General features: G+C 59.5%; 18 protein-coding genes. 7 read left to right on the top strand and 11 right to left on the bottom strand.

Annotated features, from left to right (window positions below; genetic code table 11):
• Positions 1-24: 24 nt before the first annotated feature.
• From secB to GE543_RS19280, 3 genes are read right to left on the bottom strand one after another with little or no spacing between them, the layout of a single operon-like run.
• Entirely contained in the window at positions 25-513 is a 489-nt protein-coding gene (gene secB / locus GE543_RS19290; protein WP_003372189.1) for a protein-export chaperone SecB, read from the bottom strand.
• A 40-nt stretch (positions 514-553) separates the two neighbouring features.
• Positions 554-805, bottom strand: a complete 252-nt coding sequence (grxC, locus tag GE543_RS19285; protein ID WP_002551467.1) for a glutaredoxin 3 — start codon at positions 803-805, stop codon at positions 554-556.
• A 2-nt stretch (positions 806-807) separates the two neighbouring features.
• Entirely contained in the window at positions 808-1,221 is a 414-nt protein-coding gene (locus tag GE543_RS19280; protein WP_003318290.1) for a rhodanese-like domain-containing protein, read from the bottom strand.
• Between the two features lie 156 nt (positions 1,222-1,377).
• On the opposite strand from GE543_RS19280, the gene gpmI reads away from it, so the two are divergent.
• The 6 genes from gpmI to GE543_RS19250 all read left to right on the top strand — a co-directional run bounded on the left by gpmI (position 1,378) and on the right by GE543_RS19250 (position 10,325).
• Positions 1,378-2,910, top strand: a complete 1,533-nt coding sequence (gpmI, locus tag GE543_RS19275; protein ID WP_153222157.1) for a 2,3-bisphosphoglycerate-independent phosphoglycerate mutase — start codon at positions 1,378-1,380, stop codon at positions 2,908-2,910.
• A gap of 153 nt (positions 2,911-3,063) precedes the next feature.
• Complete coding sequence (locus GE543_RS19270; protein WP_044312436.1) at positions 3,064-4,389, top strand: murein hydrolase activator EnvC; 1,326 nt, start codon at positions 3,064-3,066, stop codon at positions 4,387-4,389.
• A gap of 33 nt (positions 4,390-4,422) precedes the next feature.
• The gene (locus GE543_RS19265; RefSeq protein WP_003413541.1) at positions 4,423-5,760 is read left to right on the top strand and encodes a S41 family peptidase; all 1,338 of its coding nucleotides are present in this window, start codon (positions 4,423-4,425) and stop codon (positions 5,758-5,760) included.
• A 3-nt stretch (positions 5,761-5,763) separates the two neighbouring features.
• Entirely contained in the window at positions 5,764-6,546 is a 783-nt protein-coding gene (locus GE543_RS19260; protein WP_003413543.1) for a divergent polysaccharide deacetylase family protein, read from the top strand.
• A gap of 252 nt (positions 6,547-6,798) precedes the next feature.
• On the top strand, positions 6,799-8,625 hold the full coding sequence (locus GE543_RS19255) for a M60 family metallopeptidase (RefSeq protein WP_153222156.1): 1,827 nt from the start codon (positions 6,799-6,801) through the stop codon (positions 8,623-8,625).
• A 197-nt stretch (positions 8,626-8,822) separates the two neighbouring features.
• Entirely contained in the window at positions 8,823-10,325 is a 1,503-nt protein-coding gene (locus tag GE543_RS19250) for a serine protease (protein WP_046235961.1), read from the top strand.
• Between the two features lie 4 nt (positions 10,326-10,329).
• Here the strand turns inward: GE543_RS19250 and GE543_RS19245 are convergent, their stop codons facing one another.
• From GE543_RS19245 to GE543_RS19210, 8 genes are all read right to left on the bottom strand, one after another.
• Complete coding sequence (locus tag GE543_RS19245; RefSeq protein WP_003413551.1) at positions 10,330-11,085, bottom strand: ABC transporter substrate-binding protein; 756 nt, start codon at positions 11,083-11,085, stop codon at positions 10,330-10,332.
• 185 nt (positions 11,086-11,270) lie between these two features.
• Positions 11,271-12,041 carry an imidazole glycerol phosphate synthase subunit HisF gene (hisF, locus tag GE543_RS19240; protein WP_002551458.1) on the bottom strand — a complete coding sequence of 257 codons (771 nt, stop codon included), beginning with the start codon at positions 12,039-12,041 and terminating at the stop codon, positions 11,271-11,273.
• 19 nt (positions 12,042-12,060) lie between these two features.
• Entirely contained in the window at positions 12,061-12,798 is a 738-nt protein-coding gene (gene hisA, locus GE543_RS19235; RefSeq protein ID WP_003372206.1) for a 1-(5-phosphoribosyl)-5-[(5-phosphoribosylamino)methylideneamino]imidazole-4-carboxamide isomerase, read from the bottom strand.
• A gap of 106 nt (positions 12,799-12,904) precedes the next feature.
• On the bottom strand, positions 12,905-13,165 hold the full coding sequence (locus tag GE543_RS19230; RefSeq protein ID WP_003342219.1) for a DUF2164 domain-containing protein: 261 nt from the start codon (positions 13,163-13,165) through the stop codon (positions 12,905-12,907).
• Between the two features lie 4 nt (positions 13,166-13,169).
• Positions 13,170-13,808, bottom strand: a complete 639-nt coding sequence (gene hisH, locus GE543_RS19225) for an imidazole glycerol phosphate synthase subunit HisH (protein ID WP_003318304.1) — start codon at positions 13,806-13,808, stop codon at positions 13,170-13,172.
• Positions 13,808-14,401 (bottom strand): imidazoleglycerol-phosphate dehydratase HisB, encoded by a 594-nt coding sequence (gene hisB, locus GE543_RS19220; protein WP_002551454.1) that lies wholly within the window; start codon positions 14,399-14,401, stop codon positions 13,808-13,810. Before hisB ends, hisH begins: the two co-directional genes overlap by 1 nt.
• 93 nt (positions 14,402-14,494) lie before the next feature.
• Positions 14,495-15,694, bottom strand: coding sequence for an amino acid aminotransferase (locus GE543_RS19215; protein ID WP_153222155.1), 1,200 nt, complete (start codon positions 15,692-15,694; stop codon positions 14,495-14,497).
• 334 nt (positions 15,695-16,028) lie between these two features.
• Complete coding sequence (locus GE543_RS19210) at positions 16,029-17,690, bottom strand: OFA family MFS transporter (protein ID WP_046235963.1); 1,662 nt, start codon at positions 17,688-17,690, stop codon at positions 16,029-16,031.
• A gap of 498 nt (positions 17,691-18,188) precedes the next feature.
• Here GE543_RS19210 and GE543_RS19205 point away from each other — a divergent pair, with 498 nt between their 5' ends.
• Positions 18,189-20,414: an AsmA family protein gene (locus GE543_RS19205; RefSeq protein ID WP_153222154.1), complete on the top strand. Its 2,226-nt coding sequence runs from the start codon at positions 18,189-18,191 to the stop codon at positions 20,412-20,414.
• The last annotated feature ends 26 nt before the right edge of the window (positions 20,415-20,440 follow it).

Raw genomic sequence — 20,440 nt, 5'->3', positions numbered from 1 at the left:
GCTTTTTGTTTGCAGCGGTAACGCTTACTGAACAGTCGGCGTTTCGCCAGCTTCCTGCATGCGCTGCAGCTCTTGCGCGTACAGGGCGTCGAAGTTCACTGGAGCCAGCATCAGCGCAGGGAACGAGCCACGTACGACCAGGTTGTCGATGGCTTCGCGAGCGTAAGGGAACAGGATGTTCGGGCAGAATGCGCCGAGGGTGTGGCTCATTGCGCCGTCGTCCAGGCCCTTGATCAGGAAGATACCGGCCTGTTGCACTTCAACGATAAAGGCAACTTCGTCGCCATTGTTGACGGTCACGGACAGGGTCAGTACGACTTCGTAGAAATCGCCTTCCAGCTGCTTCTGACGGGTGTTGAGGTCCAGGCTGACGGTCGGCGTCCACTCCTGGCGAAAGATCGCCGGGCTTTTTGGCGCTTCGAACGACAGGTCGCGAACGTAGATACGCTGCAGGGAGAATTGTGGGCCGTTTTCTTCGTTGGCAACGGCGTCGTTGTTCGGTTGATCGGTCATCTCGGATCCTTGTCAGATTAGGCTGAAAGATTAAGGGGTATCAGGCCAGCAGCGCATCGAGCTTGCCGGCACGCTCCAGAGCAAACAGGTCATCGCAGCCGCCCACGTGGGTCGAGCCGATCCAGATTTGCGGTACGGAAGTACGACCGGCCTTCTTGGTCATTTCGGCACGCAGCTGCGGCTTGCCGTCGACCCGGATTTCCTCGAAGGCCACGCTCTTGCTCTGCAGAAGCTGTTTGGCACGTATGCAATACGGGCAGTAGTCGCTGGAATAGACGATGACTTGAGCCATGTTCACTTCACCAGAGGAAGGTTATCGCCGCGCCAGCTGGAAATACCGCCGGACAGCTTGGCCGCCTTGAAGCCGGACTTGAGCAGCTCGCGGGCGGTGGTGCCAGCATGCTGCCCCATTGCATCGACTATGATCAACGTCTTGTCCTTGTATTTCTCCAGTTCGGCGGTACGGGTCAGTACCTTGTCCTGCGGAAAATTCAGCGAGCCGACGATGTGCCCTGCGGTGTAATCCTTTTTCGAGCGCACGTCGATGACCACGCCCTGATCGCTGTTGACCAGCGCGGTCAGCTCGCGAGTGCTCAGGCTGGCGCCGCCCTTGCTCATTTCGTAAGCAATCAGCAGTCCCAGCAGAATGACGAAGGCACCGGTGATCAAATAGTGGTTAGTGGCGAATTCAAGCAGGTGAGCAACCATCAGTAGGTTCCAGGGCGTTAAAATGTCGGCCAGTATACACAGCAGCCAAGGTCGGCCAAAGTCCGTACGGCAGTGACGCCGTTTGAACTTGTCCTTAAAATGCCGTTCCCTTGTACTTTGTTCATCTCTTTATCCAATCAGCATCGAGTGGGTTCTATGACTGCCACGCCAAAACCTCTGGTTCTTATCATCCTGGATGGCTTCGGACACAGCGAAAGCCACAAGGGCAATGCCATTCTGGCCGCGAAGATGCCCGTCATGGATCGTCTCTACCAAACCATGCCCAATGGCCTGATTTCCGGGTCGGGCATGGACGTCGGTCTGCCGGACGGGCAGATGGGCAACTCCGAGGTCGGGCACATGAACCTGGGTGCCGGGCGCGTGGTGTATCAGGACTTCACTCGAGTGACCAAAGCGATTCGCGATGGCGAGTTCTTCGAGAACCCGACCATCTGCGCCGCTGTGGATAAAGCTGTCAGCGCCGGCAAGGCCGTGCACATCATGGGCCTGCTCTCCGATGGCGGCGTGCACAGCCACCAGGACCATCTGGTTGCCATGGCTGAACTGGCGGTCAAACGCGGTGCAGAAAAAATCTACCTGCACGCCTTCCTTGATGGCCGCGACACGCCACCGCGCAGCGCGAAGAAATCCCTTGAGCTGATGGACGCAACCTTCGCCCGCCTGGGCAAGGGCCGCACCGCCACGATCGTCGGCCGTTACTTCGCCATGGACCGTGACAACCGCTGGGACCGGGTTTCCTCCGCCTATAACCTGATCGTCGACAGCAGCGCTGATTTCCACGCAGACAGCGCCGTTGCCGGGCTCGAAGCCGCCTACGCGCGCGACGAGAACGACGAGTTCGTCAAAGCCACCCGCATTGGCGAAGCTGCCCGCGTGGAAGATGGCGATGCGGTGGTGTTCATGAACTTCCGCGCCGACCGCGCCCGTGAACTGACCCGTGTGTTCGTCGAAGACGATTTCAAGGACTTCGAGCGCGCCCGTCAGCCGAAGGTCAACTACGTGATGCTGACCCAGTACGCGGCCAGCATCCCTGCGCCGTCCGCTTTTGCTGCGGGCAGCCTGAAAAACGTGCTGGGCGAGTACCTGGCGGACAACGGCAAGACCCAGCTGCGCATTGCCGAAACCGAGAAATACGCCCACGTCACCTTTTTCTTCTCCGGCGGACGTGAAGAACCGTTCCCGGGTGAAGAGCGCATTCTGATCCCGTCGCCGAAAGTCGCCACCTACGACCTACAGCCGGAAATGAGCGCACCGGAAGTGACCGACAAGATTGTCGATGCCATCGAACATCAGCGTTATGACGTGATCGTCGTCAACTACGCCAACGGCGACATGGTTGGCCACAGCGGCATCATGGAAGCCGCGATCAAGGCTGTGGAATGCCTGGACGTGTGTGTCGGGCGCATCACCGAGGCGCTGGAGAAAGTCGGCGGTGAGGCGCTGATCACCGCTGACCACGGCAACGTCGAGCAGATGACTGACGACCACACCGGGCAAGCGCATACCGCGCATACCTCCGAGCCGGTGCCGTTCGTTTATGTCGGCAAACGTCAGCTGAAAGTTCGCCAGGGCGGGGTTCTGGCCGATGTCGCGCCGACCATGCTGCATCTGCTGGGCATGGAGAAACCGCAGGAAATGACCGGTCACTCGATCCTCGTGACCGAGTAACCTGGTTAAAACCGGCCTTTAGCCATCAGGCAAGGCCGGTTTTTTATGTTTCAGGCCTCAAAGCAGTGGCTGCGAGGCGTTTTTTTTGCAGCGCATGGCGGGCATACTAGGCCTGACATTTTTTCTCACAATTCCTCGGTATCGCCCACCCACATGCTTCGCGCCTTGATTGCCCTTGCTTTGATCTGCCTGCTCAATCCGGCGTTTGCCGAAGACGAGCGTGTGCAAACCCAAAAACAGATAGATGCTGCGCGTCAGGATGTGGCGGAGCTGCAAAAAGTCCTGGGCAAGCTTCAGGAAGAACGTGCAGGTGTCCAGAAGGACCTGCGCACCACTGAAACCGAAATGGGCAAGTTGGAAAAGCAGGTCGAGGTCCTGCAAAAGGAACTAAAAAAGACCGAAACCGAGCTGCAAAAGCTCGACAGTGAAAAAAAGAAACTGAACAGCGCCCGTGTTGAACAGCAACGCCTGATTGCCATCCAGGCCCGCGCCGCCTATCAGAGTGGCCGCCAGGAGTACCTCAAGCTGCTGCTCAACCAGCAACACCCCGAGAAGTTCGCCCGAACCCTCACGTATTACGATTACCTGAGCCAGGCGCGTCTGGAGCAGCTACGCAATTTCAATGAAACCCTGCGCCAGCTGGCCAATGTCGAAAAAGACATCGACCTGCAGCAGGCCCAACTGCTGGTGCAGAAGAGCAACCTGGACAGCCAGAGCGAAGAACTGGCCAAGGTTCGTCAGGAACGCCAGCAGGCGCTGGCCAAGCTGAATCAGGACTACAAGGCCCGCGATCAGAAAATGCAGGCCCGTCAGCAGGATCAGGCCGATCTGGCCAAAGTCCTCAAGACCATCGAAGAAACCCTGGCCCGCCAGGCACGTGAAGCCGAAGAAGCTCGCCAGAAGGCGCTGGTTGCCGCCCGCGAGGCAGAAGAAAAGCGTCAGCGCGAAGCTGAAGCCGTCGCCCGCAATAACAGCAGCAACAGCAGTAGCAAAAGCGATGATGAACCGGCACCGCGTCGCCCGGTCAAAGCCCCCGGCGCAGTCGTTTCCAGTGCCGGTGTTTCCTATGGCGGACCTTTTGCACAGGCCAAGGGAAAACTTCCATGGCCTATCGATGGTCGACTGCTTGCGCGTTTCGGTGAAGCCCGCGGTGATGACGAACGGACCAAATGGGACGGCGTCATGATCAGCGCCGCAGCCGGAAGCCAGGTACGTGCCGTGCATGGCGGACGAGTGGTGTTCGCCGACTGGTTGCGCGGTGCCGGGCTTCTGGTCATTCTCGACCATGGCAACGGTTATCTGACCCTTTACGGGCACAACCAGAGCCTGCTCAAGTCGGCAGGTGACATTGTAAAAGCCGGTGAAGCGATTTCCACGGTCGGCAATAGTGGCGGTCAGGACACGGCAGCGTTGTACTTTGCTATTCGTCAGCAGGGTCGCCCCAGCGATCCGGCCCAATGGTGCCGCACTCAAGGATAAGTCGGCGTCAATATCTGTAGGAGTTCGTTAGACATGCTGCATTTGTCCCGCCTCACCTCGCTGGCCCTGGCAATTGCCATCGTTATCGGCGCGCCTCTGGCGCAAGCTGCCGAAAAGACCGCGCCAGCCACGCCTGCAGCAGTCTCGCCCGCCAAAACCAATGCCACCGCAAAGCCACCGCTGCCGCTCGACGAGTTGCGCACCTTTGCCGAGGTCATGGACCGGGTCAAGGCGGCCTACGTGGAGCCGGTCGACGACAAGACCCTGCTGGAGAACGCCATCAAAGGCATGCTCAGCAACCTTGATCCGCACTCTGCCTACCTCGGCCCGGAAGATTTCCAGGAGCTGCAGGAAAGCACCAGCGGCGAGTTCGGTGGGCTGGGCATCGAAGTCGGCGTCGAGGACGGTTTCGTCAAGGTGGTTTCGCCCATCGACGACACACCGGCTTCCAAGGCTGGCATCGAGGCAGGCGACCTGATCGTGAAGATCAACGGTACGCCGACCCAGGGCCAGAACATGCAGGAAGCGGTCGACAAGATGCGCGGCAAGATCGGCGAAAAGATTACCCTGACACTGGTCCGCGATGGCGGCACGCCGTTTGACGTGACCCTGGCGCGGGCAACCATTCAGGTCAAGAGCGTCAAGGCGCAGATGCTGGAAAATGGCTACGGCTACATCCGCATCACCCAGTTTCAGGTCAAGACCGGTGACGAAGTCGGCAAGGCGCTGGCCAAATTCCGCAAGGACAACGGCAAGAAGATGAGCGGCCTGATTCTCGACCTGCGCAACAACCCGGGCGGCGTGCTGCAATCGGCGGTGCAGGTGGCGGATCACTTCCTCACCAAAGGCCTGATCGTCTACACCAAAGGCCGCATCGCCAACTCCGAACTGCGCTTCTCGGCAGACCCGGCAGACGCCAGCGAAGGCGTGCCACTGGTAGTACTGATCAACGGCGGCAGCGCCTCGGCATCGGAAATCGTTGCCGGCGCCCTGCAAGACCAGAAACGCGGCATCCTGATGGGCACTGACACCTTCGGCAAAGGCTCGGTGCAGACCGTTCTGCCGCTGAACAACGATCGCGCCCTGAAGATCACCACCGCCTTGTACTACACGCCGAACGGCCGCTCGATCCAGGCCCAGGGCATCAACCCGGACATCGTGGTACGTCGGGCCAAGGTCACCAACGAAGCGGACGGCGAGAACTACAAGGAAGCCGACCTGCTGGGTCACCTGGGCAATGGCAACGGCGGCGCGGACAAACCGACCGTCAAGAGTGGCGCAGCCGCCAAGGCGCGTCCGCAGGATGACGACTTCCAGCTCAGCCAGGCGCTCAGCCTGCTCAAGGGGCTGAGTATTACCCGCGGCAACTGACGGATGCGCTTTCTGGCTCTGCTACTGCTGACCCTCTCGATCACTGGCGCTGCTCATGCAGCGCCAGCCGAGAACAGCGGCAAACCGCCCAAGGCTTACCTGAGCCTGATCATCGACGACCTCGGCCAGAACCAGGATCGCGACAGCCGCACACTGGCGCTTCCCGGCCCGGTCACCCTGGCGATCATGCCTGATACTCCGCATGCCACCGAGTTTGCCCGCCAAGCGCATCGCGCAGGCAAAACGGTCATGCTGCACATGCCCATGGACCCCGCGACCGGTCCTTACGCCTGGCACCCCGAACTGCCACTGCCTGAGCTGGAAAGCCGTCTCAATGCTGCCCTGCTGAAAGTGCCGTATGCAGCCGGTATCAACAACCACATGGGCAGCCGGATGACCGCCGAGCCGGTCGCCATGACCTGGCTGATGGCCGAGCTACAGCGCCGTCATCTGTTTTTCGTCGACAGCCGCACCAGCGCGAAAACCGTGGCAGCCGCCGAGGCGCAGCGTATCGGTCTGGCCAGCGTCTCGCGCGACGTGTTCCTGGACGACGAACGCACCGCAGAAGCCATCACCCGCCAATTGCAGACCGCGATAAAAATCGCCCGCAAATATGGCTCGGCCGTGGTTATCGGCCACCCCTACCCCGTCACGCTGGACGTACTGGAACGCGAACTGCCCAACCTCAAGGCACAAGGCGTCGAATGGATCGACCTGCGCAGCATGATCGGCGAACGCGGCAATCAGGCGAGTGCGGCGCATGGCAAGAACGGGATTTATCGCTGACGCAGCAGACCACTGCACCGCCCTGTCAGTTCTGTCAGTACCTTCCAAGCAAGGACAAGCCCACACTGCGTTTACTCGGTTCGGGCAGTATGGACATCCGATAGCAGATCTCGTCTGACGCTATCCACCACTCCCGCTGTTGTACGAGAAGATCACAGGCACGAGCATAGTGGCCCTCACCGCCCACCTCGTACCTGCCCACTATTTCTCTCTCGGGCATGAAGCGCCCGGGCAACAACGGGTAACCATTTCATGAGCGATTTCACTTCAACCGTCACGGGTGCGGGGGCGATGCAGGGCTTCATCTGCGGCACCTCCATAGAGGATTCCGAACCGCAGGCAACTCAAGCCGTTTCAATTGTTGCAGTCGACATAACGGCAGTTTCAGATGATCGCGTCGAGGTCATCGTCATGGTCTACGGCGCAAACGGGGCGACGGTAGAGGCGCTTAGAGCCGATGGCACCTGGGCCTCGATCGGCTCGGTTGCCATGGGCATACTCAATCCGGATGTGCCTGCAAGTTATCTCGTAGACCCTGACCACATTCGCCTGCGTGTCGCCGGCTTTCCAGGCTCTGACACCACGTTTCGAGTCCGTCCGATACTGACCCGCCTGTCATCGCACAAGAACAACGACGGCAGCCTGTCAGTCAGCGGCTCCACCACTATGCAGTCGGGGCTGGTAGAAGCATTTTCCGATTCAGAATGGAAAGGCATCGGTATCGTCAGCGGCGGGGTCTTTTCCAACCCGGCCGTACCGTCTGCTTATCTGCACACCGCCGATACCCTGCGTGTCCGAATATGCGGCCATGATAAAAACATTTGCTCTTACGCACTGGATTCAACGCTCGAATTCCCTCAGCCGCGCTCTTTGCTTATTCGACCAATGCAGGACGCTGCAGCCGAGCAGACCGAGAGGTCCTGGCTACTTCGCAAGGCCGACTATCAGCCGACCGGCTACTATGCGCCAGCAGGACAAGAGATCGAGGTGCGGGCATGGGGCAACGTCGATAATCTGACCTTGCTGGTCGGTACACAAGGCATGGCTGACCGCAACAACCCCTCAGAGCAGTCCGAGAACATGCGGGCAACGCCTCTGAACCGAGTAGTCAACACTATTCGAGACCCGTTGGGCGGTGCCATTCATATCCGCAAGCTGGCCGGCCCCAGGTCGGGCGCAGCGCGGGTTACTTTCGGGCCCGGAGCCATTCCGATGCCCTACTACGTCAATGGGGTTACCACTCAAACCCAGTGGCGCAGCATGCTCCTCCTCACCAATGCGCCTGAAGTCGAGCTGGCGGGAACACATATGGTCATTGCGGCATTACTGAGCACGGCACTCAAGTTTTCCAATGTCGACCCCAGCGCCATAGTGCATTCTCATGAAGAGGTCATGCGGCTGGAAGCAGAGCTCAGCGGGCTGAATGGTTCGGCTACTGTTCACAAAAGGTCGGATCTTTTGCTCTATGCGGTGGAAAGTCGATCAACCTTTAGTCCCTACGCAACCACAGGCATAGTTGGTCTGCCTTACATGGAACATATCGGCGAGTATAACGAGGCTCTGCTCGGCGGGCTGGCCGCTGAGCGATGGGTCACGCTGCATGAGTATGGACACCATTATCAAACCTCTTACAACTCATACGGCCCATTTCGCGAAGTCACCGTCAATCTGTATGCCCTTGCTGTAGGACGACACTACATCAACGAATACACCTATGTATTTCCAGAGCGGTGGCCTGGCACCGTGAATTGGCTGGCGTTACCACGCACTGAAAAAATCTACGGGGCGCCTGAATCCGACCCTTTGGCGATGTTTGAACAGCTTCGCAAGGGATTAGGCGAGAACTTCCTGCCAGACTGGCATCGTTACATCAGAGAACATCCAGGCGAGGCCCTGGGTCTTAAATACTTCGTACTGACTGCGTCTATCGCCGCCAAACGTAACCTGACCGAGTTTTTTGCCGATTGGGGCTTACTCAAACTCACGGATACCGACGTATGGATTGCCGTGAACGCCCTTGGATTTCCTTACCCGTCACAGCGGCTGGCTGCCATCAGGCCTTACTTGAATCAGGTTTGACTGTCATGGATCAGCTCGGCTTGGCAGAGGTAGGTACATGAATACGCCCGGATTGCGTCGGCAGGTTCAAGATCAGACGTAAGCCAAATCTGCTTTCCGTGTCCACCACCGTCTCAGCCTTGATAAACGTGTCAATTCCGGCTTAAAGGAAGGTGTTCCCATGATGGGGGCCCAGACACATTTATCAGGGATTGATGATGAAACCGACCATGATGACGGGGGCGTGCTGCGTCGCCGCACTGCTGCCTTTTTCCATCCACGCCACACCTGCAGACCTGGGCGAAGGGCTGATAGCTCTCTCACCTTCGACAGCCCTGCTCAACGCCGACGGCTCGCGCGACCACTGGAACGGCATTGGCCGTATCAACAGCAGGTCAGGGTCCAACTGCACGGCGACGCTGATCGATAGCCGAAGCGTCGACAGCCCGTCTGACGCGCCCGCCTACGTACTCACCAGCGGCCACTGTATCAATCGCCAGAATGGCGTGATCATCACCGATGGCGAAGTCGAAGGCAGCGTGCAGTTCAATTTCTTCACCGACAGCAAAGCGCGCAGCTATCCATTGAAGCGCGTCCGCTGGAGCAGCATGCAGGGTGTCGACCTGGCGATCGTCGAGCTGCAGCCCACGCTTGAAACGCTCGTCAACGACGGTATTCAGCCGATCAGGCTCGCCAGCGAGATGCCCGAACAGGGTCGCGATATCTTGTGGGTGGGCGCACCGCTCGACAAGGATTCCGGACATCTGCGCATGGCGGCCTGTGTTCACCAGACGTCGGAGGTGATCATGGAGCAGCCTTGGGTCTGGCGTCACACCGTACGCAATCAATGCCGGGATGTCGGTACGGGCGCGTCCGGCAGTCCGCTGCTGACCCGTGACAACGGCGAGCTCTATGCGGTCATGAACCTCACCAACCAGGCCTCGTCGGATAACCCGATCGAAGACCTCAGTGATGAAATACCCGGCTTTCCGCCCATGGTCGCCGACAGCAACTATGGCAACCCGGTCACGCTGTTGAAGAAGTGTTTTGTCAGCGGCACGCTGAGTACGGATCCGGCAGTCTGCGATCTGTTCCCAGCCTTCTCGGTCGATTTCGAAACGCTGGGCCGGCAGCCCGCACAGCATGCCAGGGTGCAACTGGATGCCGAGGGCAGGAATGTCTATCCATCCTGGGACTTGCGCTTCATGGTCGACACGCCCTTGTATCGCTACAAGAAGGTCGATTCGGCCATGCAGTGCGAAGACCCGGTGGGTTACAGCCATACCATCAGCTCACAGGACGCGGCCATCGATGACCCTGTGGACAAACAGATAGGCATCAACTGGCTGTGCATGGTCGGCGTGTCTTCGGCCGAGCAACGCCCAAGCATCGGTCTGATGCGCAATGCCCTGACGCTTGGCATAGAGCTGCAACCGGCAGGCCCCACTCCGGCACCGCAAATGGAGATCGGCAAAAACCGATCTGGCGCGACATCGGTCGTCTGGTCGCACGAGCACCGGCTGATCGACTACTACACGGTCAAAATGGGCAAGCCGGACACCACCGACTGCTCCGCCCCTGAAGGTTTCAAGCCGCAATTTCGCAATCTGGTATTACGCGCGCAGTCGTTGCCGTTGAAGATCTGCACTTACGCCCACGACATCAACGGTCAGCCATCCGCCTTGCGCGAAGACATCATCCCGTCGCCCGCAGCAGGTTGAGTGGTTACTGATAGCGCGCCTTGGCGGCATCGACCCAGCCTTCGGCGCGCATCTGATCGAGGGCCTTTTGCAAGCGTCTGACGACCTCGTCAGGCGTGCTCTTGTTGACTGCCAGGTAGAGTTCGGCGCTGTTGAAGCGCAGCGCCGTCTTGAGGCCCGTGACGCCTTCCAGTTTTGCCAGATAGCGGCCCACCGGATCGCCTACTGCCCACAGGTCGATCTGGCCGTTGGCGAGCTTTTTCACGTTGTCGCGGTCACGCAACATCAGAATCGGGTTCAAGCCCATGGTTTTAAGACGCTCGCCAATCGCATCGCCCTTGTAGGCACCGATACGGTAATCCCTGGCCTGCTCCAGCGACGTCAAGGTGATCGGGCTGTCGCCCCGCGCCAACATGATCCAGTCGTAGGAACCTACCGGGCCGACCCATTTGAAGAGGTTTTCCCGTTCGGGCAGGCGGGTCGTGGAAAACACGCCGTAACCGGGCTTTTCCAGGGCCAGTTTGTAGACCCGGTCCCACGGAAAACGCAGCGTCATGCTGTAGCCGATATTGGCGCGCTTGAACATCTCGCGCACCACCTCGGCGGCGATACCGTCAATGTTGTTTTCCTGGGCGAAATTCTTGCCGTCGACCGCCATATTGAACGGCGGGAAGTTCTCGGTCAGCAACACCATGGAATAAGGCGTCGACTCGCTGGCCCGGACACCTTCACTCGACAAGACACCGATCCCGATCAGTGCAAGCAGTAGGCGTTTGAACATGTTCCGGCACTCGATCGTGAACGACGCATGCAGAGTGCCGTGAACCCGGCGCACTGTCTAGCACGCTGTCCGGCGATGTCGCTTACAGGCAATAGTCGAATGCCACAGGGCTGAAACAAAGCGAGCGCCGGCTGTTTCAAACCCTTGGCATGAAACAAGCGGCGCCCGCTTTCATGCGCAGTGGCTTAGCGCACGACAATCCCGCGGCTGGCCATGTAGGCCTTGGCCTCGGGGACCGTGTATTCGCCAAAGTGGAAGATACTCGCCGCCAGCACAGCGCTGGCGTGGCCTTCGATGACACCGGCAGCCAGGTGCTCGAGGTTGCCGACGCCACCCGAAGCAATCACCGGAATACCCAGCGCATCGCTGATGGCGCGCGTGACGCCCAGGTCGAAGCCGTTCTTCATGCCGTCCTGGTCCATGCTGGTCAGCAGGATCTCGCCAGCGCCCAGGTCTTCCATCTTTTTCGCCCAGAGCACCGCGTCCAGCCCGGTGGGTTTGCGCCCGCCGTGGGTGAAAATTTCCCAGCGCGGGGTTTCGCCCGGACCGGAGACCTTCTTGGCGTCGATAGCGACCACGATGCACTGCGACCCGAAACGCGCGGCGGCTTCACCGACGAACTCGGGGTTGAACACCGCGGCCGTGTTGATCGAGACCTTGTCGGCACCGGCATTGAGCAGGTTGCGGATGTCCTGCACGGTACGCACGCCGCCGCCAACGGTCAGCGGGATGAACACCTGACTGGCCATACGCTCGACGGTATGCAGCGTGGTGTCACGGCCATCGACACTGGCGGTGATGTCGAGGAAGGTGATTTCGTCGGCACCCTGCTCATCGTAACGACGAGCGATTTCAACCGGATCGCCTGCGTCGCGGATGTTCTCGAACTTGACGCCCTTGACCACTCGACCGTTGTCGACGTCCAGGCAAGGGATGATGCGTTTGGCTAGGGCCACAGGGTCAATCTCCAGCTGTTCAGCGTTGTTCGCGGTCGCAGAGCGCCTGAGCTTCGGCCACATCCAGCGTGCCTTCGTAAATCGCACGGCCGGTGATTGCGCCGATGATGCCCGGAGCCTTCGCATTCAGCAGCGCCTGGATGTCGCCCAGGTTATGGATGCCACCCGAAGCGATCACCGGGATCCGCGTGGCAGCCGCCAACGCCGCGGTGAACGGGATGTTGCAGCCCTGCATCATGCCGTCTTTGGCGATGTCGGTGTAGACAATGGCCGACACGCCATCGGCTTCGAAACGCTTGGCCAGATCGATGACCTGCACCGAGCTGACCTCAGCCCAGCCGTCGGTGGCGACGAAACCGTCTTTGGCATCCAGACCGACAATCACCTTGCCGGGGAACGCACGGCAGGCTTCAGCCACGAATTCTGGCTCCTTGACGGCCTTGGTGCCGATGATGACGTAGCTCACGCCCGCCTTGACGTAATGCTCGATGGTTTCCAGCGAACGGATGCCGCCGCCGATCTGGATCGGCAGGTTCGGGTAGCGTCGGGCGATGGCCGTGACCACATCACCGTTGACCGGCTGACCTTCGAACGCACCGTTCAGATCGACCAGATGCAGACGGCGGCAGCCACCCTCGACCCACTTGGCGGCCATGGCCACCGGGTCATCGGAGAACACCGTGGAATCTTCCATCCGGCCCTGACGCAGACGCACGCAAGCGCCGTCCTTGAGATCGATAGCGGGGATAATCAGCATGCTTATTCCTTGGTCTGAAAGAGCGGCAAGCTGCAAGCGGTTAGCTGCAAGTATGCGTACTCACTGATTCTTGCGGCTTGAAGCTCAACGCTTGAAGCTGCTTTATCTAATTCTTTTCGAGTGCCCACAAGTCACTTTCGATGCTCTCGAAGCGCTCCTTGAGCTGCTGCTGAACATCGAAAATGGCGCGATTGTAGTAATGCGGGGCAATCTCGCGCGTAAACAGCTCAAGGACTTCAGCCACTTCGAACGAGCCCAGATCCAGCTCGAAGCGCTCTGCGAACAGGCGCTTGAGCTTGTCGATCGCCTGTTGCTCATGCTCGGGCGAGAGGGTCAGGATCGGCGGTTTGCCCTTGGCTTTGCTCATACGCTTACCAGCGACCATCCCAGGCGGCGAAGTTCTGCAGCAACTGCAGGCCGTGGGTGTGGCTCTTTTCAGGGTGGAATTGCACGGCAAAACGCGAACCGTCGGCCAGCGCAGCGGCGAAATCGAGGCCGTAGTGACCACGCCCGACCACCTGACGCTGATTGGCAGCATCGATATAGAAACTGTGCACGAAGTAGAAACGCGCCTGATCCGGAATGTCATGCCACAGCGGGTGATCCACCGCCTGAGCGACCTGGTTCCAGCCCATGTGCGGCACTTTCAGGTGCTCGCCTTCCTCATGCAGGTCCTTGCCGAAAAACTTTACCTGACCGGGAAACATGCCGATGCAGTCCACACCGCCGTTCTCCTCGCTGCTGTCGAGCAACGCCTGCATGCCGACGCAGATTCCCAGAAAAGGGCGATCCTGGCTGACTTCCTGAACCAGCGAATCAAAACCCAGACGGCGAATCTCGGCCATGCAGTCGCGAATCGCGCCCACACCCGGAAAGACGATGCGGTCGGCTTCGCGAATCACCTTGGCGTCACTGGTAATCAGCACACGGCCTGCGCCCACATGCTCCAGCGCCTTGGCGACAGAGTGCAGGTTGCCCATGCCGTAATCGATGACCGCAACTGTCTGCATCAGAGCACACCCTTGGTGGATGGCATCTGCCCGGCCATACGCTCATCCAGCTCGACCGCCATGCGCAGCGCGCGACCGAAAGCCTTGAACACGGTCTCGATCTGGTGGTGAGTGTTGGTGCCACGCAGGTTGTCGATGTGCAGCGTCACGTTCGCGTGGTTGACGAAGCCCTGAAAGAACTCCTGAAACAGGTCCACATCGAAGCCGCCTACAGTGGCGCGGGTATACGGCACATGCATCTGCAGGCCCGGACGCCCGGAGAAGTCGATGACCACGCGCGACAGCGCTTCGTCGAGCGGCACGTAGGCGTGGCCGTAACGACGAATGCCCTTCTTGTCGCCGATCGCCTGGCTGAACGCCTGGCCCACGGTGATACCGACGTCTTCCACCGTGTGGTGATCGTCGATTGCCAGGTCGCCCTTGCATTCGATGTCCAGATCGATCAGCCCGTGCCGGGCGATCTGGTCGAGCATGTGCTCAAGGAAAGGCACGCCGATATCGAATCGGGCCTTTCCGGTACCATCCAGGTTGATCGAGGCTTTGATCTGGGTTTCCAGAGTATTGCGCTCGACGTACGCCTTACGTTCGGCCATCACCAGCTCCGCAAAATCATTGGGCGAAAAAAAGGCGAGCATTATAGGCCCAGAAGCGCCCGCCATGAAGCAAACAGACGACCAGCAGGGTATTTAACGGGCAAAGAGGCTCGCGATTGCGTCACATACCTTGTCGATATTCCCTTCATTCAAACCTGCCATGCACACCCGGCCACTGCGCAGCATGTAAATGCCGTGAACATCTTTCAGTTCGTCGACCTGCTGCGGAGTCAGACCGGTGTAGCTGAACATCCCGTTCTGCCTGAGGATAAAGCTGAAATCGTAGCCGGAGACCTTCTGCGCCAGCACCTCGACCAGACGCGTGCGCATGTCGATGATACGCAGGCGCATGGCCTCGACTTCGCCCAGCCACTGCTCGCGCAAGTGCGGCGTGTTGAGCACTTTCGAGACCAGGAAGGCACCATGCGCAGGCGGGCTGGAGTAGTTGCGTCGCACGGTGGCCTTGAGCTGGCCGAACACGTTGGCCGCGGAGGTCGCATCTTCACAGACCACCGACAGCCCGCCTACCCGCTCGCCATACAGCGAGAAGATTTTCGAGAACGAGTTACTGACCAGCGTCGTGATACCTGCGTTGGCCATCGCCCGGATGGCATAGACGTCTTCGTCGATACCTTTGCCGAAGCCCTGATAGGCGATATCCAGGAAAGCGATGAGCTGACGATCCTTGATCACTTCGATCAGCCGGTCCCATTGCGCCACCGTCAGATCGGCACCGGTCGGGTTATGGCAGCACGGGTGCAGCAGGAGGATGCTCTGCGCAGGCAGCCCCTGCACCGTGTCGAGCATGGCCTCAAACCTGACGCCACCGGTCTGGGTATCAAAGTACGGGTACGCGTTGACCTTGAAGCCCGCCCCGCCGAACAGCGCGTTATGGTTTTCCCAGGTCGGGTCACTGACCCAGACCTGTGAGTCCGGAAACGCATACTTGAGGAAATCGGCACCTATCTTCAGCGCGCCCGAACCGCCCACGGTTTGAATGGTGGCGACGCGGCCGGCCTGAACCAGCGGGTGATCGGCGCCGAACAACAGGGTTTGCACTGCCTGCCGATACGCTGCCAGGCCTTCCATCGGCAGGTACACGGACGCTGCCTGTTCGCCTTCGGCCAGTTGCTGTTGTGCCGTTGCTACGCATGCCAACTGCGGAATGCGGCCCTGTGCGTCGTAATACAGGCCGATGCTCAGATTGACCTTGTCCGCACGCGAGTCCTTGCCAAAGGTCTCCATCAGCGAAAGGATCGGATCACCGGCGTATGACTCCACGTGGGCTAGCATGCAAACAACTCCTTCGGGCAATAAAATCAGGGCTGACTAATGTAGCAGCGTATGCACCGGAACGGGCAGTGCATCGAGTACATAGGGTCAACTGAATATGACTATCGCGACGAACACACTAGTCATCGTTCCCATGCTCCGCGTGGGAATGCCGCTCGTGACGCTCCGCGTCACAAATCTGCAGCCTTGCGCGGTATCAAGCGCAAAGGCGTCCAACTTTTGGGGGGTGAGTTCAGAGCATTGGCACGATAGTCAAAAGCGCAGCGCACCAAAACCCAGGCAAAAAAAAGCGCCTGCACCGAGGTGCAAGCGCTTTTCTGTTACCGGCAGGCTTTTAGTGGAACAGCACTGCGGTTTTTTGCAGGGTAATCCAGACACCCCATGCCAGCGGGATGCCTACGGCCAGCCAGGCGGCGATGACCAATGGCTTGCTGCCTGCGGATGCTTTCCACTCCAGCGAAGTCGTGGCGTTGGCACCCTTGTCGTGACCGATGGCTTGTTCAGCCGCCAGTTCGGCGTCGGTCATGAAGTACTTGTCGGCAACCGGACGAATCAGCAGGTTGCAGATAAAGCCCAGCACCAGCAGACCCGACAGGATGTACAGGGTGATGTCGTAGGCGTCGGCACGTGCAACACCGTGGGCGAGTTGGTACTCACGCAGGTAGTTGACCAGTACCGGACCCAGCACACCGGCCGCAGCCCAGGCAGTCAGCAGACGACCGTGGATCGCACCGACCATCTGCGTACCGAACAGGTCAGCCAGATAAGCCGGAACCGTCGCAAAACCGCCACCGTACATCGACAGCACGATACAGAACGCGGCCACGAACAGGGCGATGCTCCCCATATGGCTCAGGGTCGGAACCGACGCATAAAGCAGGAAGCCCAGTGCGAAGAATACGAAGTAGGTTGCCTTGCGACCGATGAAGTCCGAGCACGAAGCCCAGAAGAAACGACCGCCGATGTTGAACAGACTCAACAGACCGGTGAAGCCGGCCGCAATCGCAGCAATGGCCTTCAGTTGATCGGCATTGAGCTGGCTGAAGGTCAGGTCGAGGCCCAGCAGTTTACCGGCGAAGACTTCCTGCAGCAGCGGCGAAGCCATGCCCAGGATGCCGATACCGGCCGATACGTTCAGGCACAGCACCAGCCAGACCAGACGGAACTGCGGTGTTTTCCAGGCCACGCTGACGTGCACGTGACGGTTGGTGATCATCGAGTTCTTTGCCTTGGCAGCCGGAGCGGTCCAGCCTTCAGGTTTCCAGCCGGTTGGCGGAACGCGGTAGCCCAGCGCACCGCCGATCATGAAGATGAAGTAGATCACCGCCATCACCACGAAGCTCTGCCATACGCCAACGCTTTCAGCCGAAGCGAAGTGACTCATCAGAGCCGTAGCCAGCGGTGCGCCCACCATCGCGCCGCCGCCAAAGCCCATGATCGCCATGCCGGTCGCCATGCCGCGCTTGTCCGGGAACCACTTGATCAGGGTCGATACCGGGGAGATATAGCCCAACCCCAGACCAATACCGCCGATTACGCCCGAGCCCAGCCACATCAGCCAGATCTGGTGCGTATAAATGCCCAGTGCGGAAATCAGCAAGCCACCACACCAGCAGAGGGCCGAAACCACACCCGCCTTGCGTGGACCTGCGTGCTCCAGCCAACCACCCCAAATGGCAGCCGAGCAACCCAGGAAGATGAAAAACAGTGTGTAGATCCAGCCCAGCATGGAGATCTGCCAGTCACAGGTCGACGCGAACATCTGCGCGAAAAAACCCATGTCCGGTGTGCAAGCGACAGGTGCCGTAACACCGATAGCCTTCGACAGCGGCAACCAGAATACCGAGAAGCCGTAAGCCATACCGATACAAAGATGGATGGCCAATGCTGCAGGTGGAACAAGCCAACGGTTGAAACCTGGCTTGGCGATAATGCGCTCTTTGGACAAGAACGCAGGCTGAACGGCTGCGCCGCCCAAGGCTGTGCTTGTGCTCATTATAATTACCCCAATGTGTGAAGCTCGCAGATGGTCTGCTGGTCCGCCACAGACTCAGTGCCGAGCGGCCATGTCTGTTTTATCGGCAGGTTATTCAGATACGTGACAAAAAGACGCACCCAACCCAGCAAAAACGGAGACTATCACTCTCTGATGGCAAATAAGCATCTCGTCATATGCTTTTTATTGTCTATTTTCGTAAGTTAATCCACGCGCTCTATCGAGCCATAGATACAACCAATTAAGCACTAGCGAAAACGTGCCCAAGGCTTAGTTGGAGCAGCAACTGTGTGACTGTCCGACAGGCGCGCGAAGATTCGGAAGATATATCGCGACAAGACCACTCGCACTTTTTCATCGGCTCCCAGACCTAGTGGCGCACGGTGCCAGCGTCCCGAACCGGAGGCCAGACAGCAATAACGGTATCCGCAGCCCGGTCGGCTCGTCAGAGCGGTATACTCGTGGGCTATTTTTGAACATCGACACAAGGACTCGCCCATGAAAGCGTTCGGCAAAATCCTGGGGCTGTTTATTCTCGGGTTGTTGCTGATCATCGTGGCTCTCGGCTTCGCCCTGACCCACCTGTTTGATCCCAACGACTACAAAGACGAGATTCGCCAGCTGGCACGCGACAAGGCCAACGTCGAGCTGACGCTCAACGGCGATATCGGCTGGAGCCTGTTTCCCTGGCTCGGCCTGGAATTGCACGACGCCCATGTCGCCACCCTGACCGCTCCCGATCAGCCGTTCGCCGATGTGCAGATGCTTGGCCTGTCCGTACGTGTCCTGCCATTGCTTCGTCGCCAGGTACAGATGAGCGACATTCGCGTCGAAGGCCTGAACCTGACCCTGCACCGCGATGAAAACGGTCATGGCAACTGGGAAGACATCGGCAAGCCTGCCGTGGCAAGCACTGAAGCACCTGGCGAGACAACGCCAGCCCCGGCTCCGGACGCGCCCAAAGCGGATCGCCCTTCCCAGCCGATCCGCCTGGATATTGACAGCCTGACCGTCAACAACGCCCGCGTGGATTACAGCGATGCCCGAAAAGGCCGGACCTTCATGGCCGAGAGCATTCAGCTGAGTACCGGGCCGATTCGTGAGGCGTCCGATATCCCGATCAAACTGACGGCGTTCCTGAGCACCAACCAGCCCGTCGTGCGCGCCAAGACCGAGCTGGTCGGCGCATTGCGCATGGACCGCGTGCTCAAGCGTTATCAATTCGAAGACATGCGCCTGTCCGGTGAAGTCGCCGGCGAGCCGCTGCAAGGCAAGACCGTGACCTTCTCGGCGCAGGGCCAGTTGCTCGTCGACCTGGCCGCCAACATCGCTGAATGGAACAGCCTCAAAGTCTCGGCCAACCAGTTGCGTGCACTCGGCGAACTGCGTACCCGCGATCTGGACAAAACGCCACAGATCAGCGGCGGCCTGTCCATTGCCCAGCTTGATCTGCGCGCGTTCTTCGAGAACATCGGTCAGCCGTTGCCAGCCATGTCCGAGGGCGCGCTGAGCAAGGTTGAAATGGTCACGCGCCTGGCGGGTACGCCTACCAGCCTTGCGCTGGAAAACCTCAACCTGAAAGTCGACGACAGCACCTTCACGGGTCGCATCGCGGTGGACGACTTCGCCAAACAGGCGCTGCGTGTCCAGCTCAAGGGCGATACCTTCGACGCCGACCGCTACCGTCCGGCTGAAAGCGAAGAAAGCAAAGGTGCCAAGGCCGCGCGCAAATCCGAGGTGCAGTCCGGTGAAGCCGCCGCCGCTGCGGGCGACTCGCCGCTGCCCGAACAACCGACCAAGGCCGCCTGGAGCACTGCCAAACTGCTGCCGCTGGAGCGCTTGCGTACGCTGGATGTCGAGGCTGACCTGAGCTTCGGCAAACTGACCCTGAACAAACTGCCCATCGACAACGCAGCCTTCAAGACCCAGGCCAACGGTGGCCTTATCAAGGTCGATACGCTGAGTGGCGATCTGTACAACGGCAACTTCGAGGTCAAGGGCAATCTGGACGCGCGTCCGGATACGCCTGTGGCCACGGTGCAGACGCGCATTGTCAAAGTACCGGTCGAACGCATTCTGGAAAACCAGGGCCAGACACCTCCGGTGCGCGGCATGCTGAACCTCGACAGCAACCTGACCGGCACAGGCAACAGCGAAAAAGCCCTGATCGACAGCCTGAACGGCACCGCCAGCTTTGCGCTCAATAACGGCGTACTGGTCAATGCCAATCTGGAGCAGCAGCTGTGCAAGGGTATTTCGATCCTCAACCGCAAGACGCTTAGCGGCGAACCGCGTGCCAAGGACACTCCTTTCCAGCAGCTCAACGGCAATCTGGTGATACGCAATGGCGTCGCCAGCAACCCGGACCTCAAGGTCCGTACGCCGGGCATGGCCGTCAACGGTAACGGCGACGTCGACCTGCGCGTGCTGGGCATGAACTACCGCGTCGGCATCATCGTCGAAGGCGACAAGAGCGACATGCCCGACCCGGCCTGCGAGGTCAACCCGCGCTTTGTCGGCATCGAATGGCCGGTGCAGTGCCGTGGCCCGCTGGAACTGGGCGCCAAGGCCTGCCGTCTGGACAAGGAAGGCGTCGGCCAGATCGCTGCGAAACTGGCGGGCGACCGGATCAGCGAGAAGCTTGAGGACAAGCTGAACGACAAACTCGGTGACAAGGTCAGCCCCGAGCTCAAGGACGCCCTGAAGGGACTGTTCAAACGCTAGGGCAACGTGCACTGCTCAGGAGCGCC

It is taken from the genome of Pseudomonas sp. SZ57 (genome assembly GCF_009495975.1).
Classification (GTDB): domain Bacteria; phylum Pseudomonadota; class Gammaproteobacteria; order Pseudomonadales; family Pseudomonadaceae; genus Aquipseudomonas; species Aquipseudomonas syringae.
Note: the sequence above shows the minus strand (reverse complement) of the source record. Positions and strands in the feature narration are given on the sequence as shown.

Excerpts from the sequence above, each read along its gene's own strand:
- secB (WP_003372189.1), bottom strand. The coding sequence starts at position 513 with ATGACCGATCAACCGAACAACGACGCCGTTGCCAACGAAGAAAACGGC.
- grxC (WP_002551467.1), bottom strand. The coding sequence starts at position 805 with ATGGCTCAAGTCATCGTCTATTCCAGCGACTACTGCCCGTATTGCATA.
- GE543_RS19280 (WP_003318290.1), bottom strand. The coding sequence starts at position 1,221 with ATGGTTGCTCACCTGCTTGAATTCGCCACTAACCACTATTTGATCACC.
- gpmI (WP_153222157.1), top strand. The coding sequence starts at position 1,378 with ATGACTGCCACGCCAAAACCTCTGGTTCTTATCATCCTGGATGGCTTC.
- GE543_RS19270 (WP_044312436.1), top strand. The coding sequence starts at position 3,064 with ATGCTTCGCGCCTTGATTGCCCTTGCTTTGATCTGCCTGCTCAATCCG.
- GE543_RS19265 (WP_003413541.1), top strand. The coding sequence starts at position 4,423 with ATGCTGCATTTGTCCCGCCTCACCTCGCTGGCCCTGGCAATTGCCATC.
- GE543_RS19260 (WP_003413543.1), top strand. The coding sequence starts at position 5,764 with ATGCGCTTTCTGGCTCTGCTACTGCTGACCCTCTCGATCACTGGCGCT.
- GE543_RS19255 (WP_153222156.1), top strand. The coding sequence starts at position 6,799 with ATGAGCGATTTCACTTCAACCGTCACGGGTGCGGGGGCGATGCAGGGC.
- GE543_RS19250 (WP_046235961.1), top strand. The coding sequence starts at position 8,823 with ATGAAACCGACCATGATGACGGGGGCGTGCTGCGTCGCCGCACTGCTG.
- GE543_RS19245 (WP_003413551.1), bottom strand. The coding sequence starts at position 11,085 with ATGTTCAAACGCCTACTGCTTGCACTGATCGGGATCGGTGTCTTGTCG.
- hisA (WP_003372206.1), bottom strand. The coding sequence starts at position 12,798 with ATGCTGATTATCCCCGCTATCGATCTCAAGGACGGCGCTTGCGTGCGT.
- GE543_RS19230 (WP_003342219.1), bottom strand. The coding sequence starts at position 13,165 with ATGAGCAAAGCCAAGGGCAAACCGCCGATCCTGACCCTCTCGCCCGAG.
- hisH (WP_003318304.1), bottom strand. The coding sequence starts at position 13,808 with ATGCAGACAGTTGCGGTCATCGATTACGGCATGGGCAACCTGCACTCT.
- hisB (WP_002551454.1), bottom strand. The coding sequence starts at position 14,401 with ATGGCCGAACGTAAGGCGTACGTCGAGCGCAATACTCTGGAAACCCAG.
- GE543_RS19215 (WP_153222155.1), bottom strand. The coding sequence starts at position 15,694 with ATGCTAGCCCACGTGGAGTCATACGCCGGTGATCCGATCCTTTCGCTG.
- GE543_RS19210 (WP_046235963.1), bottom strand. The coding sequence starts at position 17,690 with ATGAGCACAAGCACAGCCTTGGGCGGCGCAGCCGTTCAGCCTGCGTTC.
- GE543_RS19205 (WP_153222154.1), top strand. The coding sequence starts at position 18,189 with ATGAAAGCGTTCGGCAAAATCCTGGGGCTGTTTATTCTCGGGTTGTTG.